This window comes from Pseudarthrobacter sp. RHLT3-21 (assembly GCF_059383495.1).
Genome location: NZ_JBWZCI010000039.1, coordinates 1 through 21,107, shown reverse-complemented (window position 1 = coordinate 21,107; position 21,107 = coordinate 1). Strand labels below are relative to the sequence as shown.

At 63.3% G+C, this 21,107-nt stretch carries 20 protein-coding genes and 1 pseudogene; 9 read left to right on the top strand and 12 right to left on the bottom strand.

All coding sequences use genetic code 11. The features are described from left to right. Nucleotides 1-174 precede the first annotated feature (174 nt). On the bottom strand, nucleotides 175-378 hold the full coding sequence (locus AC50YA_RS22205) for a hypothetical protein (protein ID WP_494984333.1): 204 nt from the start codon (nucleotides 376-378) through the stop codon (nucleotides 175-177). A gap of 78 nt (nucleotides 379-456) precedes the next feature. On the opposite strand from AC50YA_RS22205, the gene AC50YA_RS22200 reads away from it, so the two are divergent. Next, nucleotides 457-675, top strand: coding sequence for an IS3 family transposase (locus AC50YA_RS22200; RefSeq protein ID WP_494984332.1), 219 nt, complete (start codon nucleotides 457-459; stop codon nucleotides 673-675). Between the two features lie 64 nt (nucleotides 676-739). Here the strand turns inward: AC50YA_RS22200 and AC50YA_RS22195 are convergent, their stop codons facing one another. The 8 genes from AC50YA_RS22195 to AC50YA_RS22160 all read right to left on the bottom strand — a co-directional run bounded on the left by AC50YA_RS22195 (nucleotide 740) and on the right by AC50YA_RS22160 (nucleotide 9,428). Further along, the gene (locus AC50YA_RS22195) at nucleotides 740-1,594 is read right to left on the bottom strand and encodes an aldo/keto reductase (RefSeq protein WP_459310054.1); all 855 of its coding nucleotides are present in this window, start codon (nucleotides 1,592-1,594) and stop codon (nucleotides 740-742) included. A 510-nt stretch (nucleotides 1,595-2,104) separates the two neighbouring features. Next, a complete protein-coding gene (locus AC50YA_RS22190) occupies nucleotides 2,105-3,265 on the bottom strand; it encodes a Gfo/Idh/MocA family protein (RefSeq protein WP_494984331.1) in 1,161 nt (386 codons plus the stop codon). Next, nucleotides 3,250-3,948 (bottom strand): ThuA domain-containing protein, encoded by a 699-nt coding sequence (locus tag AC50YA_RS22185; protein WP_494984330.1) that lies wholly within the window; start codon nucleotides 3,946-3,948, stop codon nucleotides 3,250-3,252. Before AC50YA_RS22185 ends, AC50YA_RS22190 begins: the two co-directional genes overlap by 16 nt. A 56-nt stretch (nucleotides 3,949-4,004) precedes the next feature. Then, on the bottom strand, nucleotides 4,005-5,009 hold the full coding sequence (locus tag AC50YA_RS22180) for a sugar phosphate isomerase/epimerase family protein (RefSeq protein WP_459310051.1): 1,005 nt from the start codon (nucleotides 5,007-5,009) through the stop codon (nucleotides 4,005-4,007). Nucleotides 5,010-5,047: 38 nt separating this feature from the next. Further along, nucleotides 5,048-6,226: a Gfo/Idh/MocA family protein gene (locus AC50YA_RS22175; protein WP_459310050.1), complete on the bottom strand. Its 1,179-nt coding sequence runs from the start codon at nucleotides 6,224-6,226 to the stop codon at nucleotides 5,048-5,050. Between the two features lie 28 nt (nucleotides 6,227-6,254). Beyond that, entirely contained in the window at nucleotides 6,255-7,160 is a 906-nt protein-coding gene (locus tag AC50YA_RS22170; RefSeq protein WP_459310049.1) for a carbohydrate ABC transporter permease, read from the bottom strand. A 1-nt stretch (nucleotide 7,161) separates the two neighbouring features. After that, nucleotides 7,162-8,100 (bottom strand): carbohydrate ABC transporter permease, encoded by a 939-nt coding sequence (locus AC50YA_RS22165; RefSeq protein WP_459310048.1) that lies wholly within the window; start codon nucleotides 8,098-8,100, stop codon nucleotides 7,162-7,164. Beyond that, a complete protein-coding gene (locus AC50YA_RS22160) occupies nucleotides 8,097-9,428 on the bottom strand; it encodes an extracellular solute-binding protein (protein WP_494984329.1) in 1,332 nt (443 codons plus the stop codon). The genes AC50YA_RS22165 and AC50YA_RS22160 overlap by 4 nt, the downstream gene beginning before the upstream one ends. Nucleotides 9,429-9,662: 234 nt before the next feature. Between AC50YA_RS22160 and AC50YA_RS22155 the strand changes: the two genes are divergently transcribed. Beyond that, complete coding sequence (locus tag AC50YA_RS22155; protein ID WP_459310081.1) at nucleotides 9,663-10,712, top strand: LacI family DNA-binding transcriptional regulator; 1,050 nt, start codon at nucleotides 9,663-9,665, stop codon at nucleotides 10,710-10,712. 165 nt (nucleotides 10,713-10,877) lie between these two features. Here AC50YA_RS22155 and AC50YA_RS22150 read toward each other — a convergent pair whose 3' ends face one another. After that, nucleotides 10,878-11,774 carry a glycoside hydrolase family 3 protein gene (locus AC50YA_RS22150; RefSeq protein WP_494984334.1) on the bottom strand — a complete coding sequence of 299 codons (897 nt, stop codon included), beginning with the start codon at nucleotides 11,772-11,774 and terminating at the stop codon, nucleotides 10,878-10,880. Nucleotides 11,775-11,848: 74 nt separating this feature from the next. On the opposite strand from AC50YA_RS22150, the gene AC50YA_RS22145 reads away from it, so the two are divergent. After that, nucleotides 11,849-11,971, top strand: a complete 123-nt coding sequence (locus AC50YA_RS22145; RefSeq protein WP_459310044.1) for a hypothetical protein — start codon at nucleotides 11,849-11,851, stop codon at nucleotides 11,969-11,971. Nucleotides 11,972-12,125: 154 nt separating this feature from the next. Here AC50YA_RS22145 and AC50YA_RS22140 read toward each other — a convergent pair whose 3' ends face one another. Next, the gene (locus AC50YA_RS22140) at nucleotides 12,126-13,217 is read right to left on the bottom strand and encodes an ROK family protein (protein ID WP_494984328.1); all 1,092 of its coding nucleotides are present in this window, start codon (nucleotides 13,215-13,217) and stop codon (nucleotides 12,126-12,128) included. A 49-nt stretch (nucleotides 13,218-13,266) separates the two neighbouring features. Here AC50YA_RS22140 and AC50YA_RS22135 point away from each other — a divergent pair, with 49 nt between their 5' ends. Next, the gene (locus AC50YA_RS22135; RefSeq protein ID WP_459310042.1) at nucleotides 13,267-13,419 is read left to right on the top strand and encodes a hypothetical protein; all 153 of its coding nucleotides are present in this window, start codon (nucleotides 13,267-13,269) and stop codon (nucleotides 13,417-13,419) included. On the opposite strand, the gene AC50YA_RS22130 is transcribed toward AC50YA_RS22135, so the two are convergent. Beyond that, nucleotides 13,393-14,649, bottom strand: a complete 1,257-nt coding sequence (locus tag AC50YA_RS22130; RefSeq protein ID WP_494984327.1) for an FAD-binding protein — start codon at nucleotides 14,647-14,649, stop codon at nucleotides 13,393-13,395. The genes AC50YA_RS22135 and AC50YA_RS22130 overlap by 27 nt on opposite strands. 257 nt (nucleotides 14,650-14,906) lie before the next feature. Between AC50YA_RS22130 and xylA the strand changes: the two genes are divergently transcribed. The 5 genes and pseudogenes from xylA to AC50YA_RS22105 all read left to right on the top strand — a co-directional run bounded on the left by xylA (nucleotide 14,907) and on the right by AC50YA_RS22105 (nucleotide 20,343). Further along, nucleotides 14,907-16,097, top strand: a complete 1,191-nt coding sequence (gene xylA / locus AC50YA_RS22125) for a xylose isomerase (RefSeq protein ID WP_459310040.1) — start codon at nucleotides 14,907-14,909, stop codon at nucleotides 16,095-16,097. Between the two features lie 4 nt (nucleotides 16,098-16,101). Beyond that, entirely contained in the window at nucleotides 16,102-17,622 is a 1,521-nt protein-coding gene (locus tag AC50YA_RS22120) for a xylulokinase (RefSeq protein ID WP_494984326.1), read from the top strand. Next, the gene (locus tag AC50YA_RS22115; RefSeq protein ID WP_494984325.1) at nucleotides 17,597-18,682 is read left to right on the top strand and encodes a Gfo/Idh/MocA family protein; all 1,086 of its coding nucleotides are present in this window, start codon (nucleotides 17,597-17,599) and stop codon (nucleotides 18,680-18,682) included. Before AC50YA_RS22120 ends, AC50YA_RS22115 begins: the two co-directional genes overlap by 26 nt. A gap of 297 nt (nucleotides 18,683-18,979) precedes the next feature. Then, nucleotides 18,980-19,216, top strand: a pseudogene (locus AC50YA_RS22110) (aldo/keto reductase); the annotation flags it as partial. A gap of 116 nt (nucleotides 19,217-19,332) precedes the next feature. Then, entirely contained in the window at nucleotides 19,333-20,343 is a 1,011-nt protein-coding gene (locus AC50YA_RS22105; protein ID WP_494984324.1) for an aldo/keto reductase family protein, read from the top strand. Nucleotides 20,344-21,107 lie beyond the last annotated feature (764 nt).

The window sequence follows — 21,107 nt, the reverse complement described above, 5'->3', positions numbered from 1 at the left end:
GGTCCGCCAAGCCAGGGCTGCTGCCCGCGCTCGACGGCGTCTCCGGACTCTTTTTGGGCCGGTTCGCCCACGATGCGGCGAACTTCGGCAAAGTCCTCGACGAGGCACTTTCCATGACGGCACTGCCGAAAGCCCTCCAAGGAACGTAGCCGGAGGAACCGCGTAGCGCCAAGGTCAGCCCGCGACGGCGCCGCGCAGGGACAGAATCCGCTGCAGCTGCTGCCGGTTCCTCGACCTGATGGAGCCGGACGCCGAGTCCGCTGAGGAGCCGCCCGATGTTGCCAAGAGTACCGCCACCTTCAGGAAGTCCTTTGTGTGCCGTTTCCGGCAGTAGCCGCCGGCCCAGTTCCATGCCGTGTGCGGGCCTCTCAGGGTCATCGGGCACATCCGAGAATCGGAAAGGCAGCAGGCAGGTGTGGCGCTCTCTCCTGAAGGAAGCCGGCGCGGTCAATCAATGTGCCGCAAGGGCAACTGCTTCGGCTAGGCCGTGGTCGAAAGTCCCTTCGGTCACCTCAAGGAAGCCCTTTTCCGCCACGTCCACTTCCTGAGCATCGACGTTCTGGCAGCGCAGCTGAAAAGTATGTCCTCTGGTACAACACCGAACGCATCTTCACAAAGCTCGAGGGCCTGAGCCCGGCGCAACACCGGACCCAGACCCTCGCCGCCCAGGTCTAGTTAGCCAGTCGAATTTCCGGGGACCACTTCGGGGAGCGGTCCCTTAATTCGAGAACGGTGTGGCTTAAGCGAAGTCCGCCGTCGCGGGATCTGCGCCGATGCGGCCTTCGGCTCCCTTGTCGAGGGCCTTAATCGCCTCGATGTCCTCGGCCTCAAGGGTCACATTCAGGGCTTCCCAGTTATCCACGATCCGGGATTCAGTCACGGACTTCGGGATCACCACGTTGCCCAGAGCCAGGTGCCAGGCCAGAACCACCTGGGCCGGCGTTGCACCGCGCTTAGCGGCGATGTCCTGAAGGACAGGGTCCTCGAGGAGGCCCTGGCCCTGGCCCAGCGGCGACCAGGACTCATGCAGGATACCGTTGTCGGCTTCAAAGGCCCGCAGGCCGGCCTGGTTGAAGTAGGGGTGGGTCTCCACCTGGTTGATGGCCGGAACCACACCGGTTGCTTCGATAATTTCCTGCAGCGCCTTAATGGTGAAGTTGGAGACGCCAATGCTTTTGACCCGGCCCTGCTTCTGCAACTCAACCAGGGCCTTCCAAGTGTCAACGTACTTGCCCTGCTTTGGCTGGAGCCAGTGGATGAGGAAGAGGTCCAGAGTTTCCAGGCCCAGCCGTTCCATCGAGCCTTCGAAGGCTGCCAGAGTGCTCTCGTAGCCCTGGTCTGCGTTCCACAGCTTGGTGGTGATGAACAGGTCGTCCCGGTCAAGGCCGGAGGCCGCGATGGCCCGCCCCACGCCTGCTTCATTGCCGTAGATCTTCGCGGTATCGATGTGCCGGTAGCCGGCCTCGAAGGCCTGCCCGACCACTACTTCGGCGACGTCGTCTTCCACCTGCCACACCCCGTAGCCAAGCTGCGGGATGGTGAAGCCGTCGTTAAAGGTCAATTCGGGGGACGCAGTCTTCTGCTGTGTAGTCATAAGGTCGGTAACTTTCTGTGCTGTTGAAGTATTCCATCGGACGGGATGTGATTATGATTTATCGGCGCTATCGTCCGATGCTTGGGCTGTCGACGGGCCGTCGCGGCAACTGCCAACAGGGCCGGGTTCGCGGGCAGTTCTATTCCAACGGCGAGAACCCGATTCCTTGCCGCCGCCTGTTCTGAGGTCCGACGGATGCCGGTGTAAGGGGCGAACTGCTCCGTCGTCTGGATCTGTACATCTACCAGAACCACGGACTCCAGCGGCCTGAGTGGCGCCCGGAGCGCTTGACGCCGGAGACAGCCACGGTGTCCGCAATCTGCTCGGGTCGCGAGGTTCCCGGCACACGGAGCAGCTGGGGGACATAACACTCAGACCGAAACCGGCGAGCAGCGCGACCGGGTATATCCGCTGCTTGCCGATTGCGCGGAGCAGGACAGCAGCGGAAAGGTCGGGAGGCAGGTAGGTGATGCCCCCCGCCTGGTACCAGCTGGCCTTATCTCCGCGATCTTATGAAATGACGGGCTGAATTTCCTCCTGCCGGATCCCTTCGGGTGGCAGTGTCTGCTCAGCCGTGGCTGGCCGGTTGAGGTTGGTCAAGGGCAACGGATCGGGCCTCGCTGCGGTGCTGCCGATGGCCACTGCGGTGCCCCTGCGGGCTGATTCGAGGATCGATTCCATGACCTCCAGTACGTGGTAGGCCAGGGTCCCGCCCGCGCGGGGCTCGGCACCCGGTGCGGTGGAGGCCAGGTCGGCGATTCCAAAGCCACGTCCGGAGTAAACGTAACCGGCGGACACCGGAAGAGTCTCCCAGGCTTCAGCGCCTAGGGAGAACAGCTGGACCTCGCCATCAAAGTAATTCGGGTCCGGCACAACCAGCGATCCTCGTTCGCCGTGAATCTCGATGTTAGGCGACTTGGACTTTACGGCGTCGAAGCTCATAAAAAGCGTGGAGAGCGCACCCGAGGAGTGGACCAGGACGCCGGTGACGTGAGAATCGATGTCAACGGGGACCTTCTCGCCTTGGCGGGGTCCGGAGCCGATGATGCGTTCATTGCGGGTATGGCTTGCGGCGCCCACCACCGAGACGACGGGGCCTAGCAGGGTTACGAGGGCGGTCACGTAGTAAGGGCCCATGTCGAGGAGGGGACCACCGCCGGGCTGGTAATAAAAGTCCGGGTTCGGGTGCCAGCGCTCATGGCCGGGTGTCACCATCGTGGCGGAGGCCGAGATTGGTGCGCCGATCAGTCCGTCATCGATTGCTTTGCGGGCCGTCTGAATGCCGGTGCCCAGTACGGTGTCGGGGGCGCAGCCGACGGCGACGCCTGCCCCGCGCGCCGCGTCCAGCACCTGGCGGGCCTCGGCAGTGGTTGCGGCAAGGGGCTTCTCGCCGTACACGCTCTTGCCTGCGGCGATGGCCTTCAGGGCAACCTCGGCGTGTGCGGCCGGGATGGTCAGGTTCAGGACAAGTTCGACGTCGTCGGCGGCGAGCAGTTCTTCCACCGAGAGGGCGCGGACGCCCTCATAGTCATCGGCCACCGCTCGGGCACGTGCCGGGTCGAGGTCCGCCACCGCCACCAGCTCGATGTCGTTGAGCTTGCGGAAATTGGTGAGGTACTGCGCGATGATGGCTCCGCAGCCAACGATTCCTACTTTCAACGGCTTGCCCACAGCAGGCCCCTTTCGATAATGGTGCGGACGTTGGCGTCCTGAAGGATTTCGACTCGGTGGCCGGGGGTGGCAACGAAGATGCGGCCTTTGCCCCATTGGCGGGTCCAGATGGCCGGCGATGTGACTTCGCGGTTCCAGGCGTCCCACTCCCGGACTTTTTGGGTGGTGTTGGCAAGGACGTCAATGTAGTCGTCCGATAGGACCCAGTACTGCTCGGTCACCAGGTCGAAGTCCTTAATGCCTTTGGTGATGGGGTGCTCCTCGGCTGCGGGAAGCATGTTGACCGTGTAGGGCACGTAATTGTCGGACTGCTCGCCGATGCACTCGTCCGGGTGCTTGCCGGGGTGGCAGGCGAACTGGCCGCCGATCAGGTGCAGGTAGTCGGAGTTGTTCCGGTACGAGTCAGCGATACCGCCGTGCCACCCAGCGAGGCCAGTGCCATTCTCCACGGCTGCGCGCAGCCCGGCGAACTCGTCCTTTTCGATGGTGGTCATGGTCATGCACTGCATGATCAGGTCCACCCCTGCCATGTATTCGGCGTCGGCGTAGACCTTGGGGGATTCCTCGACGCGGACGTCGTAGCCGTTGTTTTTGAGGTAGGGGATGAAGAGCTCGGTGGCTTCGTAGGGCTGGTGGCCGTCCCAGCCGCCGCGGACCACCAGGGCGTTCTTGCGTTCTGTCATTTCGGGGGTTTCCTTTGTTTGGCTACCGGCCCCGCTGGGACCGGGAAAGAGTCGGGTCAGCGGCTCGCGAAGGCGGCGTCGAAGGCGGCTGCGGGCGGGGCGATCCGGGCAAGTTCCTTGACCATGGCCAGCGCCTGCGGCGCGCCGATCAGCCGGTCCATGCCGGCGTCCTCCCATTCGATGCTGGTGGGGCCGTCGTAGCCGATGGCGTTCAGGGTCCGGAAGATCCGGTTCCACTGCACGTCGCCGTGCCCTGCAGTGACGAAGTCCCAGCCGCGCCGGGGATCGGCCCAGGCCAGGTGGGAGCCGAGGCGCCCGTTGCGGCCGTCAAGCTGGCGGACGGATTCCTTCACGTGGACGTGGAGGATGTGTTCTGCGAAGTCTTGCAGGAACATCACCGGGTCCAGGTCCTGCCAGATGAAGTGGGACGGGTCGAAGTTCAGCCCGAAGCTCTGGCGGTGCCCGATGGCCTCGAGCGTCCGCTTGGCGGTCCAGTAGTCGTAGGCGATCTCGGATGGGTGGACCTCCAGGGCGAAACGGACGTCCACCTCGTCAAAGACGTCCAGGATCGGGTTCCAGCGGTTCGCGAAGTCCTGGTAGCCGGCGTCGATCATTGCCTCGGAGGCGGGCGGGAACATGGCCACGGCCTTCCAGATGGATGAGCCGGTGAACCCTGTCACGGTCTTCACCCCGAGGCGGGCAGCCGCCCGCGCGGTGTCCTTCATCGATTCTGCGGCCCTGAGGCGGACTCCTTCTGGTTTGCCGTCGCCCCAGATTTCCGCGGATAGGATGCCCTGGTGGCGTTCATCGATGGGGTCGTCGCACACGGCCTGGCCGGTGAGGTGGTTGGCGATGGCGAAGACTTTCAGGTTGTTCTTCTCCAGGATGTCCAGCCGGCTTTGGAGGTAGTTGTCGTCCTCCGCCGCGCGGAGGGGGTCCAGATGGTCACCCCAGCAGGCGATCTCGAGCCCGTCAAAGCCCCACTCACCGGCAAGCCGGGCCACCTCCTCAAAGGGCAGGTCGGCCCATTGGCCGGTAAAAAGCGTGATTGGTCGTGTCATTGGGGTTCCTTGGTTGTGCTGAAGCTGTGAGGCGTTGCTCAGACTTTTTGCCACTGGCTGGAGTTCGCGGCACTGGACTCCACGGCCGCGAGGACACGCTGAACCTGCAGGGCGTCGGCAAAGGACGGCTCCGGCTGGCGGCCTTCACCGATGGCGGTTACGAGGTCCACCACCTGGTGCGTGAAGCCATGTTCGTAGCCAAGGCCGTGGCCGGTGGGCCACCAGTTGCCGACGTACGGGTGCTCCGGCTCGGTGACGAAAATCCGGCGGAAACCGGCGTCGGGAGACTCGGCGGCGTCGTAAAAGGACAGAACGTTCATGTCCTCGAAATCAAAGGCGAGGGAGCCCTTGGTGCCGTTGATTTCCAGGCGCATGGCGTTCTTCCTGCCCAGCGCGTAACGCGTCGCTTCGAACACCCCGATGGGGCCGCCGTCGAATTTTGCGCTGAAGACGGCGGCGTCATCCACGGTGACCGTCCCGCGCGGTGCCTCGCTGCTGAGGTCGCCGTGGCCGCCCAAGCCGACGAGGTCACCTGCCAGCGGGCGTTCCGGGACGAAAGTTTCCAGTAGCGCCGAGACGCCGGTGATGCTTTGGCCGGTGACCCACTGGGCTGCGTCGATGCTGTGTGCTCCGATGTCGCCGAGGGAACCGGACCCGGACTTGCTCTTGTCCAGCCGCCAGGTCATGGGGGCGGTGGCGTCCGAGAGCCAGTCCTGCAGGTACTGCGCCCGGACGTGCCTGAGGTCACCGAGCCTGCCCTGCTCCACGAACCGTTTGGCCAGCGCCAGGGCGGGTGTCCGGCGGTAGGTGAAGCCGCACATCGAGATGATGCCCTGCTTGGCCGCAGCCTCCGCCGCGAGAGTCATCCGCTCCGCTTCCTCCACGGAGTTCGCCAGCGGCTTCTCGCACAACACATGCTTGCCGGCCTCGAGCGCGGCGATCGCAATCTCGGCATGGGTGTCGCCGGGGGTGCAGATGTCGATCAGGTCGATGTCGTCACGCTCGACCAGGCGGCGCCAGTCCGTCTCAACCGATTCCCAGCCCAGCTTGTCCGCTGCTGCCTTAGCAGCGTCGGCGTTCCGGCCTGCAACAGCGGTGAGCTGGGGCTGCAGCGGCAAATCAAAAAACCGTGGTGCTGTCCGCCAGGCGTGGGAGTGGGCTGCACCCATGAAGGCGTAGCCGACCATGCCGACCCGCAGGGGCTTTGCGATGGTCATGAAAATGTCCTTTCGTAGGATCCTGGTCCTATTTGCTGAAACCGGCGGTCAGACCGCTGAGCAGTTGGCGGCGGCCAACAATATAGATCACGAGGATTGGCAAGGTGCTGAGCACCACCGATGCGAGCACGGCCGGGATGTTGACGCTGTACTCGCCCTGGAATGTCCACAAAGCCAGGGGAAGGACGCGCAGCCCGGGGCTCTGGGTAAGGATCAGCGGGAGCAGGAATCCGTTCCAGACGTGCAGTCCGTTATAGATGGCGACAGTCACGATCGCAGGGCGGGTCAGTGGCAAGGCCAGGCGCCACATGGTCTGCCATTCACTGCAGCCGTCCAGCCGCATCGACTCGAACAATTCGTTCGGCACATCACGGATGAAGTTGGACAGAATCAGTACCGTCAACGGGATGGCAAAAGCAATGGATGGAAGCATGAGCGCGAGCAGGCTGTCGTACAGGTTGAGCCGGATGATCATCAGGTAGATCGGGATGATCGTCGCCTGGAGCGGGATCGCCAGTCCCATCAGGAACATGCCGTTGACCAGCTTGAGGAACCTGCCCCTGCCCCGAACAATGGCGAAGGCGGCCATGAAGGATATAAGCACCGTTGGGATGACGGCACCGAGTGTGACGATCGTGCTGTTCATGAAGTACTTCGCGAAGTCTGCTTCAAGAACCAGCTGGTAGTTTTCGAGGGTGGGCGAGGTGGGAAGTGCCAGTGGGTTCTGCCCGAAGTAGCCTGCCTGCGTCTTCAGGCTGGTGATGACCACGTAATAGACCGGGACGATGATGATGGCGAGCCAGATCCAGCCGCCGAGGCCCGCAGGGACATTCAGCCGCCTCATCCGGGAACCGAACCCCCGCTTGACGGCGGCGGAGTTGGCCGGGGCGCCGGTGGGAGTTTCCTCCGTGCTGCTTTTCAGGACGGTGCTCACCTTACATACCTTCCAATTGGCTGCCCTGCTTGTCCTTGCCTCCAAGGCGCTGGAGGAACAAGGCAAGAGCAAGGCCGATGAGTACAAGAATGACGGCGACGACGCTTGCCGGGCCCATAAGGTTCGCCCGGAAACCCCGCAGGTACATGTCCAGGGCCAGGATCCGGGTGGAGTTACCCGGCCCGCCGCCGGTGAGGACGAAGATCAGGTCGAAGTACGTCAGCGACCCTACGACCATCAACGTGGACGATGTGATGATGGTGTATTTCAACTGGGGCAGGGTGATGTGGAAGAACTTCTTGATTGTTCCAGCCCCGTCGATTTCGGCTGCTTCGTAAAGTGATTTGGGAATCTGGCGCACGCCGCCTTGGTAAATGAGCGTGTGGAACGGCACGAACTGCCAGGCGATCACAAAGATCACCAGACCCACGGCCAGATGCGGGACTCCCAGCCAGTCCTGGGCCAGGAAAGGCAGTCCCAGGCCCGTGGCCAGGCCGAAGTTCGGATCCAGCAAGGCCTTGAAGGCGATGGCGACTGCTGCCGATGAGAGCAGCAAAGGCAGGAAGTACAGCACTGCTAGGGCGGCCCGGTAGCGCTGGCTTCCTGCGGTGAAGACACCCAAAAGGAGGCTGATGGGCGTCTGGACCAGCCAGGAGGCGATCATGATCAGGAATGTCAGTCCCAGGGAGCTGTACAGCCCCGGGTCCGCGAGCACCGAGAACCAGTTGCCCAAGCCCGCTGACCCGATGGCACCGATGCCGTCCCAGCTGCTGAAGCTCAGGATGAGGACACCGACCAGCGGCACGACGGCGAACGCCAGGAAGAAGAACAAAGCGGGCACTGTCAGCCACGCGAGTGCAGCATTACGCTGCCCGCTTTGCCCCCCGTCAGTCCTGCCCGGGACGGCAGTCTTTCGAGCGGTGGAGACGGCGTTACTCATTTTCCGAGGGTGGCATTCATGTTCTGGGCGAACTGCTGGGGCGTAATCGACTTCAAGAACAGCTGGTCGATGTTGTTCAGCAGGGCTTCCGCGGCGGTGGGGCTCAGTGCCTGGTCCCACGACTGCTGGAAGTTCGGGGCGTTCTTGGCCAGATCGTAGACGAAATTCAGGAAGTCCTTGTCCGGAGACGTGTTGAGCTTGTCTTCGATGCCGTTAACAATGGGGACGGATCCGGAATTGATGTACGTGTCAATGACCGTTTCGGTCAAGATGCCGTCTTTGAAGAATTTCTTCGCCGAATCCTTTTCCTTATCTGTGGCCTTGGAGGAGATCGACATGTACTGGGCAGGGTTTCCCACCCCGTTCTTTAGGTCGCCCTTGCCGCCGGCAACGGTCGGGAACTGGACGAAGCCCAGCTTCCCCTCCTGGACGAAGTTCTGGCCGCCCTTTTTCATGGCGCCATAAGTCCAGGAACCGTGCAGCATCATGGCTGCCTTGCCCGTGAACAGAAGAGCCTGGTCCGCGTTGGAGTCTGCAGCGATGGAGGAGAAACCCTTGATGAAGCCTTCCGCCGAGACGAGCTCCTGGATCTTAGTGCCGGTCTCGATCACGGCGGGATCCATCCAGGCATTGGGCTTGCCTTGGAAGATGGCAGTGAATACCTCGGCGCCTCCGATGCGGTCGAGCAGGTATTCTAGCCACATCATGGAGGTCCAGCGCGACTGTCCGCCGAGTGAAAAGGGAGCCACGCCCATGTCGTTGAAGGTTTTGACCAGAGACATGACGTCGTCCCAGGTCTTCGGCGGCTGGACGCCGGCCTTATCGAACACTTCCTTGTTGTAGAACAGTACGATCGGGGCGACGTACTGGTTGGGCAGCGCGTAGATCTTCCCGTTGACGGTGGCTGCGCCGAATGAGGCGGGGAAGAACTTTTTCTTCAGGTCCTGGTTCTCGTCAAACCAGCTGGTCAGGTCGTCTACCTGGTTAGCCTCGGCGTATGTCTTCAGGGTGCCGCCGCCCCAGCCGTAGATGATGGTGGGGGCCTGGCCGGCGCCGATGGCCGTTTTGATCTTGGTTTTGTATGCGTCGTTCTGGAAGTACGTGGCCGTGATCTTGCTGTCAGGGTTCGCCGAACTGAAGGCGTCCACGGCCTTCTGCATGGTGGTCTGGTTCGGCTCACCGGACAGGTACCACATGCTGCCGCCGCCGCCGCCAGCACTGGAGGTACCCGGTCCCGACGTCCCGCACGCAGTGGCCGTCATGGCGGCGAAGGGAGTGAGGGCAGCGAGGGCGAGGAAAGAGCGGCGGGAGGTCTGGGATTGCTTCATTGCTTCTCCATCTGAAATTGCTTCTTTGCAAATGTTTGGGGCGTGAGCTCTGAGTACAGCTTTCGAAATATTTCGAAAGAGTGGTTTAGGTCACGGTCTAAAGTAGAGGCCGACACGGGCAGACGTCAAGAGTAATACAGGACTTTTTTGCGTGCAAAGGTTCCTGTCCTTGACCACGGCGCCCTTATTCTGAAGAATGAAACTCACGAAACATTTCGAAAGGTCGCAAACATTATGGCAACAAAGATGCCGGAGCGTGCAAAACCGACGCTGGCAACCGTGGCGCTGCAAGCCGGTGTCTCAGCGCCGACCGTCTCGAAGGTGGTAAACGGCCGTGAAGATGTAGCGCCGGAGACCCGCGCCCGCATATTAGCGGCACTGGAGCAAGCCGGGTACCAGTCTCCCCTGCAGCGCCGTTCTGCCGCGGACGCCGGGACTGTCGTTGAGGTGGTCATCGACGTACTTGACTCCGCGTACACCATTGAGGTCCTGAATGGGATACTGCAGTTCGCGGCGGGCGCCGACGTTGAGATTTTGGTCAGCGTCACCGGTCCGGAATCGTCCAGCAGGCGCAGCCCGGAGCGCCGCGCCCAGCGCATGCTGGACGAGGGCAGAGCAGGAATGATTGTGGTGACGTCTGCTTTCAGTGAAGCGCAACTTCATGCGTTTAGGCGCCGCAATATTCCCGTCGTCGTCATCGACCCGCTCAACCCGCCCTCAGCAGATGTGATCAGCGTAGGAGCCACCAACTGGGCCGGAGGCAAGTCCGCAACAGAATATTTGCTGGAGCTGGGTCATCGGCGCATCGCCTATATAGGCGGCATAGAGAGGGCTGAATGCAACCAGGCGCGACTGCACGGCTATATGGCCGCTCTTACGGCTCAGGGCGTTCCGGTGGACGCTCAGTACATCATTTCCGGCGGCAGGTTCCGCTGGGAGAGCGGGGTTGCCGGGCTACAGGCGCTGCTCAAACTTGACCAGCGCCCCACAGCTATCTTTGCCGGAAGCGACAGCATCGCATTGGGTGTTCTCGGCGAAGCAGGCCGTCACGGTGTCAGGGTCCCCGAAGACATTAGTCTTATCGGCTTTGACGGGACGAACCAAGGCGAGGAATCGGTCCCGGCGCTAAGCTCCGTAGCTCAGCCGCTGGAGGAGATGGGGCGTGCAGCGCTGCGGACACTGTTGCGCCAGGCGCGGGGGGAAGTGCTGGATTCCCACCGGGTCGAACTTGCCACCCAGTTGATTGTCCGCAAGTCCACAGCCCCTCCCACGCCGGCGCTGTAAAGGGATGACATTCCAAAGGTCTTAAGGCTCACCGCAGCACCCGTCTTCACATGGGTCAGGCGGGCTTGCGTCTAGTGCTGCGGAATTTGTTACCAAATGATACCGAAACCTGCAGCTTGACACACGAATGGCTAGGCTGGTTGTTAGGGCCCCTCCGAACCGTTGTCAGCGTTGGGTTTCGTCGGCTAAACCCGTATCAATGTTCTTGCGGACTTCCTCGACGGTGACATTCCCGGTCACGCTGTCCATGTCCAAGCTGACCGGTTCGACGGCGGGCACTGTGCTCGCCTTCCCTGTGCCATCCACCGCCACCGTTGAGGGACCGTCCAGCACCAGGCCGCTCCATTCGAAGGTGGTGTAGCTGAGGCCATAGCCGAAGGGGTAGGCAGCGGAAGGATCGATGTTGGAGACACCGCTGGCCTTGGCAAGACGGGACGCGTGGTATGTCGAGGGCTGCCCACCGGGCTTGGCGGGAATGCTCACCCGCAGTCGTCCGCTGGGGTTGATGCGGCCGCTGAGGATCCCCGCGACGGCTGGGCCCCCCTCCTCGCCGGGGAAGAAGCCCTGCACGATCGCGGCGGCGTCCTCGACGGCGGATCCCACGGCGTAGGGGCGGACGGTGAGGAGCACCACCACCACCGGTACGCCGGTTTGGATCAGCCGGTCCAGCAGTTGCTGCTGGACTCCCGGAAGCACCAGGGATTCCGCGTCGCAGCCTTCACCGCTGGTTCCCCGTCCGAAGAGCCCGGCGCGGTCGCCCACGACAGCGATGACCACGTCGGCCTCGGAGGCGGCGGCAACGGCACCGTCGAATCCCTCAGTGGAGGCGCCGTCAATGGAGCAGCCGGCGGTTACGCTGATACGGCTGTCTGGGAATTCAGCGCGCAGGGCCTGGGCTACTGTGGGCAGTTCGATTCCGACCGGGCCGCCCGGGTGCTGCCCGCCGACGTGTGCCGGGAAGGAGTAGCAGCCAAGGAACGCCTGGGCAGTGTCCGCGTTGGGTCCCACGACGCCGATGCGTCCCGGATGGTGCAGCGGCAGGATGCCGTTGTTGCTGGCCAGGACGATGGATTCTTCGGCAATCCGGGCGGCGAGCCGCCCGCCGCGGCTGATTCCTCGGTGGGGCCAGAAATAGCATGCTCGGCTTTGTTGAGAAGGTGGAATGCGCCGCGTTCGCCGGACGGATCGGGTCCTCGATGATCCGACACCCAGGGTCCACGGCCAAGGTCGTTAACGGCGACGACATTGCCGGCCGTTGAACACGGACGTCGCAGATCGATGGAAGACTGGAGCAGCACCTGGATGCCGGGACTCACGGTGTGCGGCGATACGGTCGGAGACCGGCGGCCACCTTGTTTTACCGCGTGTTGGCTGTTCCGCTGATCATCCGGGAGGCGCCCTGCCGGGAATTTGTCAGGCTTTCTGTTTGCTGGGAACAGGAAGGGTGCCGAGGCCGGCAGGGTTCGCCAGAAACTGTGTGAAGGCCAGCTCGGCAGCCCCGATCATCATCAGGTCCGTGCCCAGTTCTGCCCGGTAGATACTTACCTGGCTGGCTGGCCCGTCCAGGGCCTGGGTCAGCAGCTGGTTCTCCAATGCGCCGGGGCAGAGGGTGTGCAGGACACCGAGAAATCCATCGAGCACGATCGCTTCGGGGTTGAAGGTGTTGACAGCGTTACGCAAGGCTATCCCGAGGTAGTCCAGTTGCCGCACCACTTCTTCTGTCACTGCAGTGCTACTGCTGCTTCGGAGGGCCTCTTCCAGTTGGGATGCGTCGCCGCCGGACAGGCCCGCGAGTTCGAAGAGCCGTGACTGCGAGACTTCGGTTTCCAGGCATCCGGTGGCGCCGCAGTGGCAGGTGCTCCCGGCTGTCCGGACGAAGGTGTGGCCAAGTTCCCCGGCGTAGCCGGAGGCGCCGCGCAGTAGTGCGCCGTTGGAGATCACGCCGCCGCCGACGCCACTGGCACCGCCGTTGAGATAAATCAGGTTTTCCCGCCCGGCGCCGGCGCCGAAGATGAGCTCAGCCTCTGCCGCCAAGGAAGCGTCGTTGGCGGCCTGACAGGGGTAGCCGGATGCCTGACTGAGCATGCTGGCAACCGGTTCATCGTGCCAACCCAGATGCGGGGCATGCCGGACGACGCCGTCGGCCTGGTTGACCAGCCCGGGCACGGCCACCCCAATCCCCGTTATCCGGTAGGACGCGTCAAGCTCGGTGCGCATGCCCTCGATGACGGCTGCGGCGATGTTAACGGCCTCTCTGGCTGTGGGAATCCGGTCCGTGGCGAAGCGAATCTTCTTTTGAACTTTGCCTCCAAGGCTCACAAGTCCGATGGTCACGGCGTCGATCTCGGGATTGACGGCGAGGGCGGCTGTGGAGGGGCTCGGGTGCACCTCGGGGCTGGGCCTGCCTACTTGGGCTCCGCCGGAGGGCGGGGTCTCATAGACGTGCCCCAAGGCACCGAGCTGGCCGATCAGGGCTCCCACGGTTGACCGATTCAATCCGGTCATCCTGGTCAGTTGCGCCCTGCTGAGGACCCCGTGGTGATGGACAAGGGACGTGATCAGGGCAAGGTTGTTCCGCCTCGAAGGATCCGCTTCGCTGTACGACGGCGTCGGCGCCGAAACGGTCGAAAACGTGGATGTGGCAGACGGGCGGATCAGGGAGGGCATCATCGAGACACTATCAGTTGCCGAATACCGTGCGGTGTAGGAAGCTGTTGCGGAACTTGCCGGTGGGATCCAGGCCCTCCGCCAGGGCAATGAAGTCGCCTAAGCGCGGATACATTGGCCTAATGGCGGCGGCACGGGCATCGAACAGCTTCCCCCAGTGGGGCCGGGCGGCGAAGGGGGCGAGCTCCGCTTCGAGCAGCGGAAGCACGGCCGTGACGGCGGGCTGGTCCTGGCGCCACGTGAAGTGCAGGCCGATGCCGTCCCGGCCGTAGTTCGGGCTCAGCCAGAGCTGGTCTGCCGCGACTGTGCGGATTTCGCCGATGAGCAGCAGAGGGGTGACGACGTCCGAGAGCTTCCTCATGGTGCGGAGGGCGTCCGTGGCATGCTCGCGCGGGATCAGGTATTCACTTTGCAGCTCATCTCCCTTGCTTGGGGTGAATTCCATCCGGAAGTGGGCCAACCTGTCGGCCCAGGGGCCCGGTACGCCGAGCTGTTGCGTGCAGTTGCTGCCGGATACGCCGGGAAGTGGATGCCTTGCCTCGGCCGCGGGTCCCGCCCCGAAGAATCCGGATGTGCCGCCTCCGTGCCGCTGATCCTCGGCGCGGCTCTTGAGCCAGGCCTCCTGCACTGTCGGTCCAGTCCAGTCGGTGAACAGGCTCACGCTGTACGCGGAGGACGTTACCTCATCGAAGTTCTCCAGGACCTGATTCCAGTCGAGGCCCTCGTAGACCCTTTGGCTGACCTGGAATGTGGGTTCGATATCCAGTGTCAGGCGGGTGACGATGCCCAGGGCTCCCAGTCCCACAACCATGCCCTCGAAGTAGGTGTCCCCGCGGCGGGCAGAGAAGACGCTGCCGTCAGCGGTGATCATCTCCAGGCCTGCGACAGCGGTGGCCAAATTGCCGTTGGCATCCCCCGAGCCATGGGTTGCCGTTGCTACGGCCCCAGCAACCGAAATATGAGGTAGGGAAGCCAGGTTGTGCAGCGCAAAGCCGTGCTGGTGAAGTTCAGCGGCCAGAGTCCCGTAACGCGTTCCGCCGCTGACCGTAACTGTCATGTTCGACGGGTCCACACTGATGGTCCCGTCCAGACGGTCGAGGACCGCCAGCGTTCCCGCGGTGTCCGCGATGTCGTTGAACGAATGGCGGGATCCCAGCGCCCGTACATGGTCTGCATCGGCGACCAGCTCCTGCAGTTCCTGCAGGGTGGACGGATGGGCGATCACTGGAGCGCGGTAGGTGTGGTTGCCGGCCCAGTTACGTTCTGTCACGAGCTGATCCATCGGGGCTTTCCTCCTTCGTTTCGGCCGTCACGGCGCAATTTGGTGTACTGCCTAACATAACAGCCGAAGCGGATGGGCGCCATGGCGACGGCACGCTGTGGGGGAGACTGCAAACAGGGTCGGCGGGGCGGCGGTGCTTGACATCACAAAAATAACGAATATGTTTGCTACCGAAACATATTTATTTATGGAATGCCTTAGAGCGTTCCCATCCAAGTACCAACCCCTACCCTCGGAGCATTTCAATGGCGATTCAGCCCACGCGTGAAGATAAATTTTCCTTCGGTCTCTGGACCGTGGGCTGGGAGGCCCAGGACCAGTTCGGGTCCGCGACCCGTCCGCCGCTGGATACCGTCGAGGCCGTCAATCGGCTCAGCGACCTCGGCGCCTACGGACTGACCTTTCACGATAACGACCTGTTCCCCTTCGGATGCTCGGCGGCAGAGCGTCAGCGGGAAATTGACCGTCTGACTGGTGCCCTGAAATCCACCGGCATGGTTGTCCCGATGGTCACCACCAACCTGTTCAGCCACCCTGTCTTCAAGGACGGCGGCTTCACCAGCAACGACCGCGGCGTACGCCGCTTCGCCCTGCGCAAGGTCTTGGAGAACATCGACCTTGCAGCCGAGCTGGGTGCCGAAACGTTCGTCATGTGGGGCGGGCGCGAAGGCAGTGAGTACGACGCCGCGAAGGACATCCGCGGCGCCCTCGAGCGTTACCGCGAAGCCGTGAACCTGCTCGGCGACTACGTCACGGACAAGGGCTACAACATCCGGTTCGCCATCGAGCCCAAGCCCAACGAACCCCGTGGCGACATTCTCCTGCCGACCCTTGGCCACGCGCTTGCGTTCATTGAAACGCTGGAGCGCCCGGAGCTCGTCGGCATCAACCCCGAAACCGGCCATGAGCAGATGGCGGGCCTGAACTTCACCCACGGCGTCGCCCAGGCGCTGTACCAGGGCAAGCTGTTCCACATCGACCTCAATGGCCAGCGGAGCATCAAGTTCGACCAGGACCTCGTGTTCGGCCACGGCGACCTGCAGAACGCCTTCTCCCTCGTTGACCTGCTGGAAAACGGCGGCCCAAACGGCGGCCCCGCCTATGACGGTCCCCGGCACTTCGACTACAAGCCCAGCCGGACCGAAGACATCAACGGCGTGTGGGACTCCGCCGCGGCTAACATGCAGACCTACCTGCTGCTGAAGGAGCGCGCCAAGGCCTTCCGTGCAGATCCCGAGGTGCAGGCGGCACTTGAGGCTTCCCGGGTTTCCGAAATTAATGAGCCCACCCTCAATCCGGGCGAAGGTTACGAGCGGCTGCTTGCGGACAGGTCCGCTTACGAGGAGTTCGACGCCGACGCTTACTTCGGCGGCAAGGGCTTCGGTTTCGTGAAGCTCCAGCAGCTCTTCATCGAGCACCTGCTCGGCGCCCGCTGATCCCATGACACAGGTTGCCGGGGTGGATTCGTCGACTCAAAGCTGCAAGGTTCTCATCCTGGATGCCGACACCGGTGCCCCCGTCCGTGAAGGCCGCGCCGGCCATCCGGACGGCACCGAGGTCCATCCGGACCATTGGTGGCAGGCATTGGCTGAGGCCATTGACGACGCCGGCGGACTGGGGGACGTCAGCGCCCTCTCCATCGCGGGCCAGCAGCACGGAATGGTGCTTCTGGACCGAGAGGGTAATGTTCTGCGCCCGGCACTGTTGTGGAACGACACCAGATCTGCCGGCGCGGCGGCCGATCTGACTGCCGAGGTGGGCGCGAAGGAGTACGCCGTGCGGACCGGCCTGGTTCCTGTGGCGTCCTTTACCTCGACCAAGGTCAGGTGGGTCAGGGACCATGAGCCGGAAATCGCGGCCAAGGTTGCCGCCGTCGCGTTGCCGCATGACTGGCTGACGTGGCGCCTGCGCGGTTTTGGTCCTTCGGGTTCCGGTCCTCTGGGCCCTGACCTTGAGCAGCTGACCACCGACCGGTCCGATGCCAGCGGCACCGGCTACTGGAGCCCGGAATCGGGCGCCTATGACTTTGAACTGTTCAAGCTGGCCGTTGGACGGGACGCGCGTGAAGCGGGGGACTCTGCAGGGCCGGGCGGCGCCGTCGTCTTGCCCCGGGTCCTTAGCCCCGGCGCTATGGCGGGGCAGGTACATCCCGCGTGCTTCCCCGCCAACGGCAAGGGCACGTCGGGGCCCGGTCTGGCCGCCGCAGCCGCAAACGGTGGAATCGCCGTCGGGGTCGGAGCCGGCGACAACGCGGGAGCTGCGCTGGGCCTGGGCATCAGCCCCGGCGATGTCGTGGTCTCCGTAGGGACCAGCGGCACGGTGTTCGCCGTCACGGCCGATCCTTGCACGGACGTCACCGGCACCGTTGCGGGGTTCGCCGACGCGGGTGGCGGCTACCTTCCCATTGCCGTGACCTTGAACGCGGCCAGGGTCCTTAGTTCCATCGCCGACGTACTGGACGTCGATTTCGACGGACTGGCACGACTCGCGCTGGACGCGGCGCCCGGCGCGGGGGGAGTGGTGCTGGTGCCCTATTTTGAGGGTGAGCGCACGCCCAACCTGCCGGACGCGAAGGCAAGCCTGCACGGCCTCAGCATCGCGTCGTCAACGCGCAGCAACATCGCCCGGGCAGCTGTCGAAGGCATGCTGTGTGGACTGTCCGGCGGGATCGATGCGCTGCGTGAACTGGGAGTGCCGGCCCGGCGCCTGCTGCTGATCGGCGGCGCAGTGCAAAACCCGGCGGTGCAGAAGATTGCAGCGCAGGTCTTCGACCTTCCCGTGGTGATCCCCAGCCCGGGTGAGTACGTCGCCCGCGGCGCGGGCGTCCAGGCGGCCTGGGCCCTCACCGGTACGCGCCCGGAATGGCCCGTCGGCGTGGACAGCACACCGGAGGCGGACTTCCAGCCGCTCATCAGCCGGAACTACAAGAGCGCGAGTGGCCGCATTGACTCCGGCAACTGAGCCCGCTCTTGCCACAACGCCGCTGCTTGCCACCAGCGATCTGGACCCACTCCGAGCCTCCGGCGATCCAGTGCGCTGGGGCGTAGTTTCTACGGGCAGGATCGCGTCCGTAGTTGTCGGCGACTTGGCACTGCTGCCCGACGCCGTCCTGCAGGCTGTCAGCTCACGGAACCAGGGCGGTGCGGACGCCTTCGCCACCCGGCACGGCTTCCGCCGGGCGTACGGTGAGGCTGGCGGGGTCCCCGGCTACGTGCGCCTGCTTCAGGATCAGGAGGTGGACGTGGTCTACATTGCGACGCCCCACGCCAGCCACTACGCCGTGGCCAAAGCGGCGCTCGAGGCCGGCAAGCACGTGCTGTGCGAGAAACCGATGACCATCAATGCGCGGGAAGCGTCCTCGCTGGTCAGTCTGGCACGGGAGAAGGGCCTGTTCCTCATGGAAGCTGTCTGGTCCAGGTTCCTCCCCAGCATCCAGCGGGCGGCGCATATCATCGCTTCGGGCGAGCTCGGTGAGATCAGGTGGATGCAGGCGGACCTAGGCTTCCCGGCGCCGTACCACCCCGACGCCCGGCTGTGGAGGCGAGAGGAGGGGGGAGGTGCATTAATGGACGTCGGCGTGTACTTGCTGACGTGGGCGCTGGCCGTGTTGGGCCAGCCCCAGAGCCTCACGGCGACCTCTCACCGGAACAGGGACGGCGTCGATGCCGAGACCGCCATGACGCTTCAGTACGCCTCGGGTGCCCAGGCGCAACTGATGATGTCCCTGACCACGGTATCCACACAGACAGCCACAGTGTCAGGCACCAAAGGAATGTTGCGGTGCAATGCACCCTTGTTCAATCCGACGGAACTGACCATCACCACGGGTTCGGGAGAGTCCCGCGTGGAGAAGTTCACTCCTGCCGGCCGCGGCTACACCTATCAGCTGCGCGAAGTGGTCCGCTGCGTCCAGCAAGGCCTGACGGAGAGCCCCACCATGCCGCTGCCTGAAACGCTGATCACCATGTCCCTGCTGGATGAGGCTCGCCGCCAGACTGGAATCCGGTACCCCGCCGACTAGCCGAGGATAGCGGTCAGCCAGCACCGAAGGCATCTGACCGAATCTCGCTTCGCGGAGTGGGTTCCTGGGATGAACAAGGCCGATGCCATAGCGCGAGGAATCGCGAGGCTAGGGTGCGATCTCAAGTTTCAGGAGGAGAACGCCAACGCCGCCCAGACGGACAAATCGACTAACGCGAACACCAAGAGCAGAATAAGACCCGAAGGAAACTTGTCCCATGATCTACCTTCCCGACCATGACCGTTACGATTCCATGCCGTACCGCAGGGTCGGGCGCAGCGGGCTGAAACTTTCCGCCGTTTCACTGCGGCACAGCGTGGTCAGACCCTCGCTCAAATGGCCATCACCTGGGTGCTGCGCCGGCAGAATAAGGGAATATTGGTCACATCGGCACTGATCGGCGCCAGCAGCGTCCGGCAACTGGAAGATAACCTGGCCGCAGTTTCGGGTGCCGAGTTGACGGACGATGAGCTTCAACAGATCGACGAATTCGCGGTTGAGTCCGACATCAACCTCTGGGCTGAAGGTCATTAAACCTAGACGCGGTCCCGCCGAGGTTGTGCACAGGGTGGAGAGACTTCAAGGTGAGATCCCGCGGTTCGGCGGCTGGTGGATGGGCAACGTCAAACAATAGAAAGTATTGAACAAAAATGGAATACAGATACCTCGGAAACAGTGGCTTCAAGATCTCGGAGATCACGTTCGGCAACTGGCTGACGCACGGCTCCCAGGTGGAGAACGGCGTCGCCACCCAGTGCGTCAGGGCAGCGCTCGACGCCGGCATCAGCACCTTTGACACCGCGGACGTCTACGCCAACACCGCCGCGGAGACTGTCCTCGGCGAGGCACTGAAGGGCGAACGGCGCGAGTCGCTGGAAATCTTCACCAAGGTCTACGGTCCCACCGGGCCCAAGGGCAAAAACGATCTGGGCCTGTCCCGCAAGCACATCATGGAGTCGATCAACGGCTCGCTCGGCCGGCTCCAGACGGACTACGTGGATCTTTACCAGGCCCACCGCTATGATTTCGAAACGCCGCTGGAAGAGACCATGCAGGCGTTCGCAGACATCGTGCGGCAGGGAAAGGCGCTCTACATCGGCGTCAGCGAATGGACCGCCGAGCAGCTCCGCGAAGGCCACGCGCTGTCCAAGGAATTGGGCTTCCGACTGATCTCCAACCAGCCGCAGTACTCCATGCTGTGGCGGGTCATCGAGGCTGAGGTTGTGCCGGCGTCGGAAGAACTGGGTGTGTCCCAGATCGTCTGGTCCCCGATGGCACAGGGCGTGCTAAGCGGAAAGTACCTGCCTGGCCAGCCTGCCCCGCAAGGCAGCCGCGCCACGGACGATAAGGGCGGCGCCAAGATGATCAAACGCTGGATGCGCGATGACGTGCTGGCCGGAGTACAGCAGCTTAGGCCCATCGCCGAGGAAGCCGGCCTCTCCATGCCCCAGCTTGCCGTTGCTTGGGTGCTGCAGAACCCGAACGTTGCTTCTGCCATCATCGGCGCCTCGCGGCCCGAGCAGATCGCAGAAGCCGTGGCTGCATCGGGAGTCACCCTGGAGGCGGACATCATGAAGAAGATCGACGCCGCGATCGGCTCGCTCGCCGAACGCGATCCCGCGCAGACGAAAGCTTCTTCGCCGTCCACCCGGGAAGCGTAAAGTAACGACGCGCCGACCGGTCCTGACCGGAAGCCTGCCCTCTTAAACCAATCGCTGCCATGGTGCTATGAAAAGGAACGGAGGCCGTTCCGCTCTCGGAGGATCCCCGCGGGGAGGCCGCGGACCCACGAGAGCGGCACAGCGGGTGGACCGGTCCGGATGAAGAGTATGTGACGGGCCTGAGCCGTTGAGATGGAGCCGGGCATGCTGCAGAAGCTCTGACCGGATCGGACTGGAGCCTAATAGGCGACGCCGACGCTCTGCCATAGATACACAAAGTACATCAGGGTCAAGTTGTTAAACCGTGCCCCTTTCCGTGAAGCGCGTCACTGACGAGGCCCGACCGCCCGGCTACCCTATCGTTGCCCCGTTGATATGTCGGACGGGCAGCAAGCCTGCTCCCTAGCGGCTCACACCACAAGACTTAGATTGGTTCCCCGTGTCTACGCACACCTCCGAGACTCCCACAGTCACCGTGTTCCCTTGGATAGGCCTGCTCTCGCTTGCGTCTGCGATCTTCGTCTCGGTCACCAGCGAGTTCCTGCCGACCGGGCCCCTCCCCGTCATGGCGCACGACCTGGGCGTGGGACTCTCCGCTGCAGGATCACTTGTCACGACCCCGCTCGCGGTGCTTACGAGGCGATCTCGCGCAAGGCCCTAGTAGTACTTTGTTAGGTTTTTTGGTGCAGGTCTTTTAATCCTGTTCGGGGTCTGTTAATTTCGGATCATGCGGAATGAAGAGATCGCGGCGGTGCGTATCGAGC